Annotated in this window: 12 protein-coding genes; 5 read left to right on the top strand and 7 right to left on the bottom strand. The window is 44.2% G+C overall.

Annotation, left to right across the window (positions count from 1 at the left end):
* The 5 genes from KGY70_10115 to KGY70_10135 form a co-directional block, all read right to left on the bottom strand.
* Positions 1–538: SDR family NAD(P)-dependent oxidoreductase (locus KGY70_10115; GenBank protein MBS3775532.1), on the bottom strand; the 538-nt coding region annotated here is incomplete at its 3' end.
* Between the two features lie 63 nt (positions 539–601).
* Positions 602–1,105 carry a YkgJ family cysteine cluster protein gene (locus KGY70_10120; GenBank protein MBS3775533.1) on the bottom strand — a complete coding sequence of 168 codons (504 nt, stop codon included), beginning with the start codon at positions 1,103–1,105 and terminating at the stop codon, positions 602–604.
* 33 nt (positions 1,106–1,138) lie between these two features.
* Positions 1,139–1,666 carry a YkgJ family cysteine cluster protein gene (locus tag KGY70_10125; GenBank protein MBS3775534.1) on the bottom strand — a complete coding sequence of 176 codons (528 nt, stop codon included), beginning with the start codon at positions 1,664–1,666 and terminating at the stop codon, positions 1,139–1,141.
* A 274-nt stretch (positions 1,667–1,940) separates the two neighbouring features.
* A complete protein-coding gene (locus tag KGY70_10130; protein MBS3775535.1) occupies positions 1,941–2,939 on the bottom strand; it encodes an aldo/keto reductase in 999 nt (332 codons plus the stop codon).
* A gap of 118 nt (positions 2,940–3,057) precedes the next feature.
* Complete coding sequence (locus KGY70_10135) at positions 3,058–4,056, bottom strand: aldo/keto reductase (protein ID MBS3775536.1); 999 nt, start codon at positions 4,054–4,056, stop codon at positions 3,058–3,060.
* 154 nt (positions 4,057–4,210) lie between these two features.
* On the opposite strand from KGY70_10135, the gene KGY70_10140 reads away from it, so the two are divergent.
* The 3 genes from KGY70_10140 (at position 4,211) to KGY70_10150 (ending at position 6,219) form a co-directional block, all read left to right on the top strand.
* Complete coding sequence (locus tag KGY70_10140) at positions 4,211–4,837, top strand: methyltransferase domain-containing protein (GenBank protein MBS3775537.1); 627 nt, start codon at positions 4,211–4,213, stop codon at positions 4,835–4,837.
* Positions 4,830–5,693 (top strand): haloalkane dehalogenase, encoded by an 864-nt coding sequence (locus tag KGY70_10145; GenBank protein ID MBS3775538.1) that lies wholly within the window; start codon positions 4,830–4,832, stop codon positions 5,691–5,693. Before KGY70_10140 ends, KGY70_10145 begins: the two co-directional genes overlap by 8 nt.
* 244 nt (positions 5,694–5,937) lie before the next feature.
* A complete protein-coding gene (locus KGY70_10150; GenBank protein MBS3775539.1) occupies positions 5,938–6,219 on the top strand; it encodes a hypothetical protein in 282 nt (93 codons plus the stop codon).
* A 242-nt stretch (positions 6,220–6,461) separates the two neighbouring features.
* Here the strand turns inward: KGY70_10150 and KGY70_10155 are convergent, their stop codons facing one another.
* A complete protein-coding gene (locus tag KGY70_10155; protein ID MBS3775540.1) occupies positions 6,462–7,382 on the bottom strand; it encodes an alpha/beta hydrolase in 921 nt (306 codons plus the stop codon).
* 483 nt (positions 7,383–7,865) lie between these two features.
* Between KGY70_10155 and KGY70_10160 the strand changes: the two genes are divergently transcribed.
* On the top strand, positions 7,866–9,107 hold the full coding sequence (locus tag KGY70_10160; protein ID MBS3775541.1) for a DEAD/DEAH box helicase: 1,242 nt from the start codon (positions 7,866–7,868) through the stop codon (positions 9,105–9,107).
* Between the two features lie 96 nt (positions 9,108–9,203).
* Positions 9,204–11,786 carry a hypothetical protein gene (locus KGY70_10165; GenBank protein MBS3775542.1) on the top strand — a complete coding sequence of 861 codons (2,583 nt, stop codon included), beginning with the start codon at positions 9,204–9,206 and terminating at the stop codon, positions 11,784–11,786.
* 187 nt (positions 11,787–11,973) lie between these two features.
* On the opposite strand, the gene KGY70_10170 is transcribed toward KGY70_10165, so the two are convergent.
* A partial coding sequence (locus KGY70_10170; protein ID MBS3775543.1) for a DUF1080 domain-containing protein occupies positions 11,974–12,290 on the bottom strand: 317 nt, incomplete at its 5' end.

The raw sequence follows: 12,290 nt of genomic DNA on the forward strand, positions 1-12,290 counted from the left end.
TCTTGATATTACGTCCGTCCATCTCGGTTCTCAGGCTCTCATAGAAACCCTGAAGGGCATGTTTTGAAGCCGAATATGCAGAACGGCGGGGAAAACCAAATTTGCCCACAATACTTGATGTAACAGCTACATGGCCGTATCCTTGAGCCAGCATCCGGGGAAGTACCGCCTTTGTAAGGGCTATATTACCAAAATAGTTGATCTCCATAATCCTTCGGTCAACATCGAGGGACGCTTCGGAGACCAGTGCCCGCTGACTGATGCCTCCGTTGTTGATCAGCAAATCAAGCTGGTTATAATAATTCAGGACCTGCTCTGCTATTTTGGGAATCTCTTCCACATGGGAGAGATCGAAGGGAAAAATTTCCGCCTCCGAACCCAATGAAATACAATATCTCCTCACCGGCTCCAGTCTTTCCTGAGTCCTTGCCGAGAGAGCCAGCCTGGCACCTTCCCTTGCCAGCTCATAAGCCAAAGCCTCTCCAATCCCCGAAGAAGCACCTGTTATCCAAACTACTTTATTGTGAAATGCTTTCATCTCAAAATTTTTGCAGAAAAATATATAAAACATGGAGATAGGACCAAATCGCTGTTATCCTGCTCAGATAAATCCCATCCCCTTTTTGAGATTTTCGATGACATTAAAGACGATCGGACATACGGAATAGTTCCCCATAATGCCGGAAAGTTTAAAAACAATTCCTCTTTGATCGAGGTGGGGATAGGAGGCACAGTCAGCGGGCCGGAATTCATAGATGGTACATAGATTATTCTTTAAAAAAACGCAGGGGTTCTGCTTCATGACCATCTGATCCCCGTCAAAGTCCAAATATTCCTCTTTGAAGGTTTCCGGGTCCATGTCAAAATAATCGCTTATATTCCACAATTCCGCTTCCCGGATAACCGGCGACTGCATTTTACAGCAATTCGCACATTCCATGCAGTCGATCTCCGCTTCTATCTCTTCAAATAATCGGTTGACCCGTTCATCAACCTCATCGGGATCCTGGCCCTCCAGGTAAAACTGAAATTCTTCGTTCTCGTATTCGTTGATCTTTCCGTATTCGGCTATGGTGATGAGATCTTGTTCTATTTCTTCGATCATATTCACTATTTAATGCGGCAAAGATAACAAGGATCAGAAAAAATCATCGAAATCCTCAGGATCAAAATCCAGTTCTTCTTTTAATGCTTCATATACATTAAAAACAATCGGGCAGACTGAGTAATTATCAATCACACCAAACAACCGGGATATGAAATCGTCCTTATGCAGATAGGGATAAGAGCGGCAATCTTCAGGCATGATATGCGAAATGGAACAGGCATTATCTTTCAGGAAAACGCAGGGCTGGTCTTTGAGCATCATCTGACCCGACCAGTCTGTTTCAACGTATTGATCTTTGAAATCATCAATATCCATATTCATATACCGGCTGATCTGCTCAGCCTCCTTTTTGCTCAAACCCGGGGTTTGCATTTTACAGCAGTTGGCACACTTGCTGCAGTCGATTTGGGCCGATATCTCCTTGTACAACCGATGCACGCGTTGATCTATCTCATCCGAATCCTGGCCTTTCAGAAAGGCACGGAAGTCGAAATTCTCGTCCTCATTCAGCTTTCCCAGTTGTTCTATTTTGTTCAAATCTGTTATCAGGTGGTTCATCAGTAACAATGTTTTATTTAATGATCACTAAAAATGAGTCTAGTTTAAAAAGCCATCTTTTAAGGTATAAGGCGTTTAGCGGCTGTTGTAGTTTTTTGTTTATCAGTAAAATATGTTTTGTATGTATAGCTAATATAGCCGCTTAACGCCTTCTTAGACCGGTCTCAAAAATTACGAAAGGGTAAAATTAAGAAAATCCATCCAATAAAAATAACAAAGGCTGCTCCGATCAGAACAGCCTTTTTTCAATCCATTAATCAAACTTTCAGTTTATTCATGCTTCTTCCAGCTCCAGCTCATCCAGGTATTTGTTGATTGTCTGAAGTTCCTCATCCGTCAATTTCAGGTCAGCCGCATTGGCGTTATCCTCAATCTGTTTGGGATCACGGGAACCCGCCAAAGCCACGATAAGACCGGGCTGGTGCAATGTCCAGCTTAGCGCGAGCTGGGCAAGCGTAGCATTGTGCCCATCTGCTATTGGCTTAATCTTTGCCAGAAATTCATTGACCCTTCGGATGTTTTCGGGCTGGAAGAACCGGGAATCTTTCCGGTTGTCACCCTCATTCAGCTTGGTATCGGAACTGAACTTACCCGTCAGCAGACCTCGCTGCATGGGGCTGTATGCAATGATACCCTTATTGTTTTCCACCACGTAAGGTGTCACATCCTGTTCAATATCCCGCCGAACCATGCTGTAGGGTACCTGATCGGCTTCTATGCGTACCGTTTTCTCGGCTTCTCTGAGCTGCTCGGCGGAAAAGTTGCAAACGCCTGCGGCCCTTATCTTACCCTGCTCTTTCAGACGCACAAGTGCCTCCATGGTCTCATCAAGGGGAACATCGTCCACCGGCCAGTGCATCTGATAGTAATCAATGTAATCGGTTCCCAGTCTGCGCAGGCTGTCCTCTGCCTCTTTCATCACGCTCTCTTTTCTGGCATCCAGATAAACGTTGTTCCACAGTTCGTCGAAACCCTTATCCGAACTAAATTCATTCTGGGTCCCCGATTTTTTCCATCTCATAACAAATTTTGTCAGGATCTGGTAATTCTCACGGTTGCCTTTGATGGCTTTACCTACCAGTTCTTCACTCAAACCCAGACCATAAATCGGGGCGGTATCAATGGAAGTAACTCCCAGATCGTATCCACGCTTAATGGCATCGATGCCTTTCTTTTCATCGCTTCCACCCCACATGAATCCGCCTATTGCCCAGGCGCCAAAGGTAATGGCCGATAGTTTTATTCCGCTTTGCCCTAATTCGTTATAAACCATAAATATTTCCTTTTTTTGATTAAAAATTCGATTCTATCTGATGAATATTTGTTAAACAAGCAATCATTCAAGATGTTTGAAATGGTTATTAAAGTCCTGTAGATGTAATTTTTCCTTATTAATCCGTCTCCAGCTCAATCTCTTCAAGCTTATTGTTTATGAGATCCATCTCATCCTGTTTCAGCCGAACATCCGCAGCCCTTGCATTGTCTTCAATCTGCCGTGTATTTCTGGCTCCGGCCAATGCCACAGTGATTCCACGCTGATGTATTGTCCAGTTCAACACCAGTTGGGCAAGCGTAACATTATGCTCCTCAGCAATGGGTTTTATTTTGTTAAGAAATTCATTGGCCCGGCGAATGTTTTCTGATTTAAAGAAACGGGAATTTTTCCGGTTATCACCTTCAGGCAGTTGGGTGTCGGGCTTAAATTTACCGGTAAGCAGGCCTCTTTGTAACGGGCTGTAGGCTATGACGCCCTTGTTTCGGTCAGCAAGGTAAGGGAGCATATCTTTTTCAATATCTCTTTTCACCATACTGTAAGGAAGCTGATTGGCTTCCAACTGTATGTATTTTTCCCCTTTTTTGAATTCTTCAAGCGAATAGTTGCTTACCCCGGCAGCTCGTATCTTTCCCTGATCCAGAAGTCGGTCCAAAGCTTCCATCACCTCTTCTACCGGAGCATCTTCAGCAGGCCGATGATGCTGATAATAATCAATATAATCGGTTTCGAGGCGCCGGAGGCTGTTCTCGCATTCTTCAATGATGCTTTCTTTTCTTGCGGTACGGTAGATCTGGTTCATCAACCTGTCATAATCTGCCTGTGAACGGAATTCGGTCTGGGTACCCTGCTGTTTCCACCGGATGCCAAACTTGGTCATGATCTGAAAATGGTGTCGTTTACCTTTAATGGCTTTGCCCACCAGTTCTTCACTCAAACCCATACCATAAATCGGCGCCGTATCAATGGTAGTGATGCCAAAATCGTAGCCACGTGAAATCGCTTCAACGGCTTCCTTTTCATCGCTTCCACCCCACATGAAACCACCGATGGCCCATGCACCAAAAGTGATGGCCGATACTTCTATACCACTATTCCCCAAATCTCTGTATATCATAGCTTACATTTTTTTGCCTGAAGCAACAATAAAATTATCTCCCAATTTACAAAATATTCACGGGTATTGTGTTAAAAATTTCATTTCATTATGTCAAACAAAAAAAACCACATTTCGTTTAGTATGGAGAAAAGATAATCTAAGGTTCCGGTTTATGGACGAATACAAATTGTTTGCCCGCATTTATGATCCCGTTCTCTACGGTGTGCTTCACAAAATAAGGAAGAAAGTGGTGGAGCTCGCTCAATCCTATAACCCTTCCACCATTATAGATATTTGCTGTGGTACGGGCAATCAGCTAAAATATTTAAAAAAAAGTGGTTTTCATAACGTAACGGGTATTGACATATCCCAATCCATGCTTCAACAGGTGGAAAAGGGTGGCGAACCGATCAAATGCGATAAACAGGACGCCACTGAACTGGCGTTTCGTGACAATCATTTCGATATGGGCATCATAAGTTTTGCTTTGCATGAAAAGCCCGCGGATATAGCCCGGAAAATTGTTGATGAAGCCCGCCGGGTCATTCAGCCCGGCGGATATCTTATCGTTGTGGATTATACTTTTGAAAATGATGCCAAACCCTATGTAAAATTTGCCGTTCGCATTGTAGAAAGACTTGCCGGTAAGGAGCATCACCGCCATTTTAAAAACTACATCCAAAACGGTGGAATGGATGAGTTCTTAAAAGGCTTCCGTCCGATAAAAGAATACCGGTTCCACGGAGGAGCTACAGGAGTGCGTGTTTATCAGGAAAATCAATATGGTAATTATGCCTGAAGAAAAATTCACTAACGTATTGGGTTCCCAAATGCATTATCTGGAAGAAGGGACCGGCGATGCAGTGCTGTTCCTCCATGGCAATCCTGCTTCATCATACCTGTGGCGCAACATCATTCCGTATATAAGCCCTTATAGCCGTTGTATTGCTCCGGACCTTATCGGCCATGGAAAATCCGCCAAACCGGATATCCAATACAACTTCTTTGATCATTACAATTACCTCAAAGCATTCACGGAAAAGCTGAAACTGGATAATATAACCCTGGTGCTTCACGACTGGGGATCTGCACTCGGTTTTCATTACGCCTTGCACCACCGGGACAAAATAAAGGGCATTGCGTTCATGGAGGCCTTTGTCAGACCCTGGAAATGGTCCGACCTAAAATGGGAGTACAGACTGGGATTTAAATTGCTGCGCACACCTTTAGTTGGAGAATTCATGATTTACGGAATGAACGCTTTCCTGAACCTGATCATGCCCCGGCTGACTATTCGCAACCTCAGCCGTGAGGAGAAGAAAATGTACAAAGCTCCTTTCAGGAAAATAAACAGCAGAAAGCCCATGCTGGTCTGGCCACGGGAAATTCCCATCAACGGAAAACCAAAAGATATCCATAACCTGATGGATTATTATGGTGACTGGCTGCAAAAATCCTCCTTACCCAAACTGCTTTTATATGGGATGCCCGGAGCCCTGATCAACCAACAGGTCAGGCATTGGTGCGAAAAAAACCTTACAGTCCTTTCATTGGCTTATTTAGGGGAAGGATTGCATTATTTACCTGAAGACCAACCCCATGAAACTGGGAAAGCATTAGCCAATTGGTATAGTAAACTCTCCTCAACCAGCTAACCCGAATTATTCTCAAATAATTCTGTCGCTATTGAAAAACCTGGCTTTTTGTTTCAATATTTCTCGCAAAAAGCTGGTTTTTCTAATGCGGGGTAGCCTTGCTCCGCTGAAGCTTCGCGAAGGCGAGCCTGGATCCTTTCCACAATCCACCCCGCATTCATAAACTTTCCCGCTAATAAGCGGGATTTGTTTATGAATAATCCAGGCTAAAATAATGGAACATTTTTTGCGTTTTAATATTACCATGAAAAGATTATTGTTGTACATAACTTTGGCACTTTTTCTGTTCGCCTGCCAGGCAGAAAGACAAAGTACAGCCGTAAGATACCCGGATCCACCGAATCAGCCTCCAAGAAGACCTTCCGGACCTGCTGTTATTGTAGATCATGCTATGCCGCCTCATCCCGATAAAGACGAAGATGAAAACGAAAAGGGAAGAAAAGAAGACGGATCCAACAAAAAACCTACACGGAGTTCGGGAAAGGACAAAGGCAAAGACAGGGACAACGACAGAAACCGCCGATAAACGCAATCTTTAGGTTGCCAAAATATTCCAGTTCTGGCAGCGCGAGGTGTTTCTGGACACCCACACCACCAACGGTTCGGATCATCAGTACACCATCACACTGATACGCGTCCAGCCCAGTTCGTTTTCTCCCCTGCTTGAGGATTTCCGGCGTGACTCATAGAGTCAATTGCAGGGAAATTGGATTGTCATTAATGGTCATTTTTAGCCATTAACTTGTAGTCGCGCGTATTTAAAAAGGTTTATTGTTGCATGCCTTTCATCCAATCTATGCACAGGTCGGTCCAGGTATGGAGGTGTTCATTTTCAAGAGCCAGCCCAAATCCATGGCCGCCTTCGGGAAATATATGCATCTCAGCAGGCACATCATTCTCCTGTAAAGCCTTATAGAACATGAGGCTGTTTTTCACAGGCACACCCCCGTCATCGCCTGCATGGATAAGAAATGTGGGCGGGGTATCGGCTGTAACCTGCTTCTCGTTAGAAAACCGGTCAATAAGTTCCTGATCGGGGTTTTTTCCCAGAAGGTTGTTTCGCGAGCCTATATGGCCAAATTTTGGATCGAAGGATATGACAGGATAAACCAGTATCATAAAGTCGGGGCGGCTACTTGCCATTGCTATCGGATCTCCTATGCCGGACTTCACTTCATCAAAATGGGTTCCGAGGGTGGAAGCCAGGTGTCCACCGGCGGAGAATCCCATCACTCCGATCTGATCCGGATTGATATTCCATTCCTTCGCATGATACCGGGTTAAACGCAAAGCCCTTTGGGCGTCCAGCAAAGGAGATTTATGCCCTACAATGTTGCTTTCGGATCCGGGAAGCCGATATTTAAGCACAATACCTGCAATACCTTTTGAATTAAGCCATTTGGCCACATCTGTTCCCTCCCAGTCATAGGCAAGTATTGAATAACCTCCGCCAGGGCAGATCACCACAGCCTGTCCCGTGGCATTGGATTTGGAAGGAAGGTAAACTGCCATATCCGGTTTCTGCACTTTCGATATCCGCACAATACCGTTGGTATCGGCCTGTTCGGTTTCATCCGAAGGCTTATAATTGGGAATATCTTCTTCCCACAAGGGCAGGGTTACGTTCTGTGTTTGCCCGTAAAGAGCAAGAAAAACAAATATAACAAGAAGGATGGAAGTTCGTTTCATAAGGCTTTTGATTTATGGTCAATAATTGAAAGTTTTCCTCATTATGAGAAATCCAAATATAAAAATCATCCTTCAAAAATGACAGCATAACACACAAAAATAATTGGGTAATACACTATGAGCTTGAATACAATAAGGCCTGAACATTCTTGAAGAGACAAGAATCAAGATAACGAGATACAAGAGACAAAAAAGCAATAATAAACAAACAAGGAGCAGAATGAAACAAAAACCTGTATAAAAGCCCTAACCTATGCTTAAAAACCTATTGACAACTAATTCATCACCCACATTGTTTGCAGAAAGATATTCTTATCTTTGCCCCGATTATCAGAAAGCATAAATATTAATGAAACCTGCATGCAGTGACTTGCACAACAGGAACATAATTAACATGCGGGTTCCATGGTGATTCAAGCAAATTATGTAAATTTCACATCTAAATCAATTTGGAATTTAAGTCTTTAATATACTGTTAACCTAATGAAATTCAACGATTTTAACCTGAATGAGCAACTGCTGGATTCGATCTTCTATATGGGTTTCGATGATACCACTCCCATTCAGGAGCAAGCCATACCGGAAATATTGAACGGAAATGACCTGATCGCCTGTGCACAAACAGGAACCGGAAAAACAGCAGCATACGTACTTCCCGTTATCAATTACCTGCTTGAAAACGATCTTAGTGGTACCAATGTTTTGATCATCGTACCTACCAGAGAACTGGCCATTCAGTTGGGCCAGCAAATACAGGGCATCGGCTACATGGCCAATATCGATGCCGCAGTGGTTTACGGAGGAGGAAGCGGCGGTGACTGGGAACAGGAGCAACAAGCCCTGAAAAAAGGATCCCGCATTATTGTAGCCACGCCGGGTAAACTCATCTCTCACCTGAAAATGGGATATGTTAACTTTAATAATATCACCCATTTGATTTTGGACGAGGCCGACCGGATGCTGGATATCGGGTTCAAGGACGACCTGCTTAAAATCGTATCCTATGTACCTGAAGAAAGGCAAACGCTATTGTTCAGCGCCACCATGCCGACAAAGATCCGGCAGTTTGCCAACAAAATACTGAACAATCCTGCTGAGATCAACATCTCTGTCTCCAAACCCGCTGAAGGGGTATTGCAGGGAGCTTATCTGACCTATGAAAACCAGAAGACCCCGTTGGTCAACAGTCTGCTCAAGGATAAGCCTGAATATACAAGCATTCTTATATTCAGCTCCACCAAAAAGAAAGTAGTGGATATTGTGAAAGCCCTTCAGAAAAAAGGTTATTCCGTTGAAGGGATCTCCTCCGATCTGGAACAATCCGAACGCAAAGAAGTGGTGAACCGTTTTAAAGCAAGACGCACCCGTATTCTTGTTGCCACAGACGTCATGAGCCGGGGGATGGACATTAAGGACATCAACTTGATCATCAATTATGATGTGCCTTCAGATGCTGAAGATTACGTCCACCGTGTGGGCCGTACGGCAAGGGCAGATACCACGGGTGTAGCGCTTACCTTTGTCACTCCTGACGACATGTACAAATTGAAGCAAATTGAACGGCTGATAGAAAATCAGATCCCAAAGTTGCCTATACCCCGGGAGCTGGGAGAAGGCCCGGCATGGAGATCTCCGGCTTCAGGAGATAAAAAAGGGCAAGCCGGCAAAGGAAAGGACAGGAGTAATCCATCGCGGGATAAAAAACAAAACAGAAATAAAAATTAACAGGAAAAAATACCGCTGAGAATTCTCTGCCGACCCTTAACCCGAATTATTCACAAATAATTAATTCATTTATTTTTGAAAATAAATTCTATCAGTATGAAACATGTAGTATCTTTTTTAACCTTTTTTATTGCAGGAATTCTATTTTTCCCGGCAGATGCGGCCAATCAGAAACACTATAGTGTTAAAGACCAAGTATCATGGCCTGTTTTAAAACATTACGATCAGAAGCATACTTTGAACATAGACCTTCCGCTGGGAGGGATAGGAACGGGTACTGTATCCCTCAGTGGAAGAGGTGCCCTTGTTGACTGGGAGGTCATGAATGCTCCTTCTAAGGGCTATGTACCCGGAGAATCCCGCAGAAAACCGTTTTTCGCATTGTATGTTAACCCGCAAAAAGGAGAAAAGAAAGCCAGGGTTCTTGAAGGAAGTATACCCAAGGTGCTCTATGAAGGTGCTCATGGTAGCTCTGTGGCCAATCCCGGCTTTGCACGTTTTAAAAATCATTCTTTTTCCACAGCCTATCCATTTGGACAGGTGAACCTATCCGATCCGGAAATGCCTGTTGATGTTAAAGTCAAGGCATTCAATCCCTTTATTCCCGGTGATGCAGATAATAGTGGAATACCGGTTGCTGTGCTTCAGTATGAGATAACCAATCCTACCAGCGAAAAAGTGGAAATATCTGTAGCAGGGAACATTCCCAATTTTATTGGTGAAGATGGCACAGGTGATTCCCACGGATATAAAGGTAATGTTAACGTATTCCGGGAAGGAGATCAAGTGAAGGGTCTTTACATGCATTCTGAAGGAGTTGATAAAGAAGCTGAACAATGGGGAACCATGGCTTTAACCACCCTGCACAACTCAGTAAGTTACCGTACAGAATGGCAATCCGGGGGGTGGAATACCCCATCGCTTGATTTCTGGGATGATTTTAGCTCCGACGGCAGGCTTCAAAACCGTTCGGGAAGTACGAACGAAGCGCCGGTGGCTTCACTGGCTGTCCAACAAAACATTCCCGCCAATAGCACAAAAACAATTACCTTTATGCTCACCTGGCATTTTCCCAATCGTTATGCCTGGTCAGAGGAGCGGGTTGGCAACTATTATACCACTCAATACAGCGATGCCTGGGATGTTGCCGAGAAGACTGCTCCCAGTCTTCAGGAACTGGAAGCAAAAAGTGTGGAGTTTGTCAACGCATTTCTTTCTAGCGATGTGCCCGAAGTTATAAAAGAAGCAGCCCTTTTTAACCTCAGTACACTCCGTACACAAACCACTTTCCGTATCGAAAGCGGTCATTTTATGGGATGGGAAGGATGCAGCAACAAAACTGGGTGCTGCTTCGGCTCCTGCACGCATGTTTGGAATTACGAGCAAGCCACTTCATTCCTTTTTGGCAATCTGGCACAAACCATGAGAGAAGTGGAATTTGGCCATGCTACTGATGAAAAGGGATTGATGAGCTTTCGGGTTCGTCTTCCCCTGGAAAATGCTCAGAATTATGGTAATGCAGCAGCAGACGGTCAGATGGGAACCATTATGCGTATGTATCGCGATTGGAAGCTCTCGGGAAATGATGCGATGCTGAAAAAACTCTGGCCCAATGTTCGAAAAGCACTTGAATTCTGCTGGATTGACGGAGGCTGGGATGCAAATAAGGACGGGGTCATGGAAGGCAGCCAGCACAACACCATGGATGTCGAATATTTTGGGCCGAATCCTCAAATGCAGGGTTGGTATCTTGGGGCTTTGAAAGCGACGGAAAAAATGGCTCGTCACCTGGGCAAAAAAGATTTCGCAGAAACATGTAAACAATTATTCAATCAAGGCAGCAGGTGGACTGATGATAACCTTTTTAACGGAGAATACTATGAACAAGATATCCGTATTCCTGATAATCCTTCTCAAATTGCGAAATCCCTGAGGGTAGGTATGGGAGCTGAAGATTTGTCCGATCCGGCTTATCAGCTTGGTTCAGGTTGCCTGGTGGATCAGCTCGCGGGACAATACTTTGCCCATGTTGTCGGGTTAGGATATTTGCTTGACAAAGGGCACGTTCAAAAAACCCTGAACAGCATCATGCGATACAATTACCGTGAAAATCTCAACAGCCATTTCAACAATATGCGTGCCTATGCGCTTGGAGAGGAATCGGCGCTGCTTATGGCTTCTTACCCCAAAGACAGGCCGGAGAAACCATTCCCTTATTTTGCGGAGGTAATGACAGGCTTTGAATATACAGCGGCAATAGGTATGCTTTATGAAGGTCAGATGGGGAATGGATTGAAATGTATCAAAAATATCCGTGACAGATATGATGGTTTGAAAAGAAATCCCTTCGATGAAGCGGAATGTGGTCATCATTATGCAAGGGCCATGGCAAGCTGGGCAAGTTTATTGGCACTATCCGGATTTCAATATTCCGGTGTCGCCAATACCATGAGTTTTGCAGCAAAAGAAGGAACATTCTTTTGGTCGAATGGCTATAGCTGGGGCAAATGCAGCATCTCGAAGAACGATAAAAAAGCTGCAGTTAATCTTTCTGTTCTGCATGGAAAATTAAATCTTAAATCATTTGAACTGGAAAAGTTTGGTAATGCCACATTTGACAAAACCAAAGTCATTGAAAAAAATGAAATCCTCAGTTTTACAGTTGAAAAACTTAACTAGAGTCTGTCTATAATATCCGCTGGCTGCGTTATGCTCGTTTTTCATGCCAGTCAATTATATCTGGTAGAGACGTACGGCCGTACGTCTCTACATTTGGCATTCAAAACTCGCAAGCCTTGCCAGCGAACATCCTAGACGAGACTCTTTCAAATCTCTTTGACTTTATGGACAAACGCTAATTAATCTGTTAATCCAGGCTTTTAACCCGGATGTTCCGAAAGCTTACCACCGATCCGTGTCCCATAAAACCGATATGTCCTTTGTCACGTTCCAGCCCGGGATGCTCCCGTCCGTCTGGTGTCCCGCCTTCAGCAGCCTCCTTCAGGTTGCCCTTCACAATGGTATGACCGTTCAGTGTAACCCGGATGTTGTTTCCCCGAATAAATACTTCCTGTTCATTCCACTCACCCACAGGCTTCAGATATCCTCTTTTGGCCGGGATTACCCCGTAAACAGAGCCATGATACTGATAGTCCTCCAGATCTTTGTAGATATTGGCTGTAT

The sequence above is a fragment of the Bacteroidales bacterium genome, from assembly GCA_018334875.1.
Taxonomy (GTDB): Bacteria; Bacteroidota; Bacteroidia; order Bacteroidales; family UBA12077; genus JAGXLC01.

Coding starts and splice junctions, on each gene's coding strand:
- KGY70_10120 (MBS3775533.1), bottom strand. CDS start 1,105: ATGATCGAAGAAATAGAACAAGATCTCATCACCATAGCCGAATACGGA.
- KGY70_10125 (MBS3775534.1), bottom strand. CDS start 1,666: ATGAACCACCTGATAACAGATTTGAACAAAATAGAACAACTGGGAAAG.
- KGY70_10130 (MBS3775535.1), bottom strand. CDS start 2,939: ATGGTTTATAACGAATTAGGGCAAAGCGGAATAAAACTATCGGCCATT.
- KGY70_10135 (MBS3775536.1), bottom strand. CDS start 4,056: ATGATATACAGAGATTTGGGGAATAGTGGTATAGAAGTATCGGCCATC.
- KGY70_10140 (MBS3775537.1), top strand. CDS start 4,211: ATGGACGAATACAAATTGTTTGCCCGCATTTATGATCCCGTTCTCTAC.
- KGY70_10145 (MBS3775538.1), top strand. CDS start 4,830: ATGCCTGAAGAAAAATTCACTAACGTATTGGGTTCCCAAATGCATTAT.
- KGY70_10150 (MBS3775539.1), top strand. CDS start 5,938: ATGAAAAGATTATTGTTGTACATAACTTTGGCACTTTTTCTGTTCGCC.
- KGY70_10155 (MBS3775540.1), bottom strand. CDS start 7,382: ATGAAACGAACTTCCATCCTTCTTGTTATATTTGTTTTTCTTGCTCTT.
- KGY70_10160 (MBS3775541.1), top strand. CDS start 7,866: ATGAAATTCAACGATTTTAACCTGAATGAGCAACTGCTGGATTCGATC.
- KGY70_10165 (MBS3775542.1), top strand. CDS start 9,204: ATGAAACATGTAGTATCTTTTTTAACCTTTTTTATTGCAGGAATTCTA.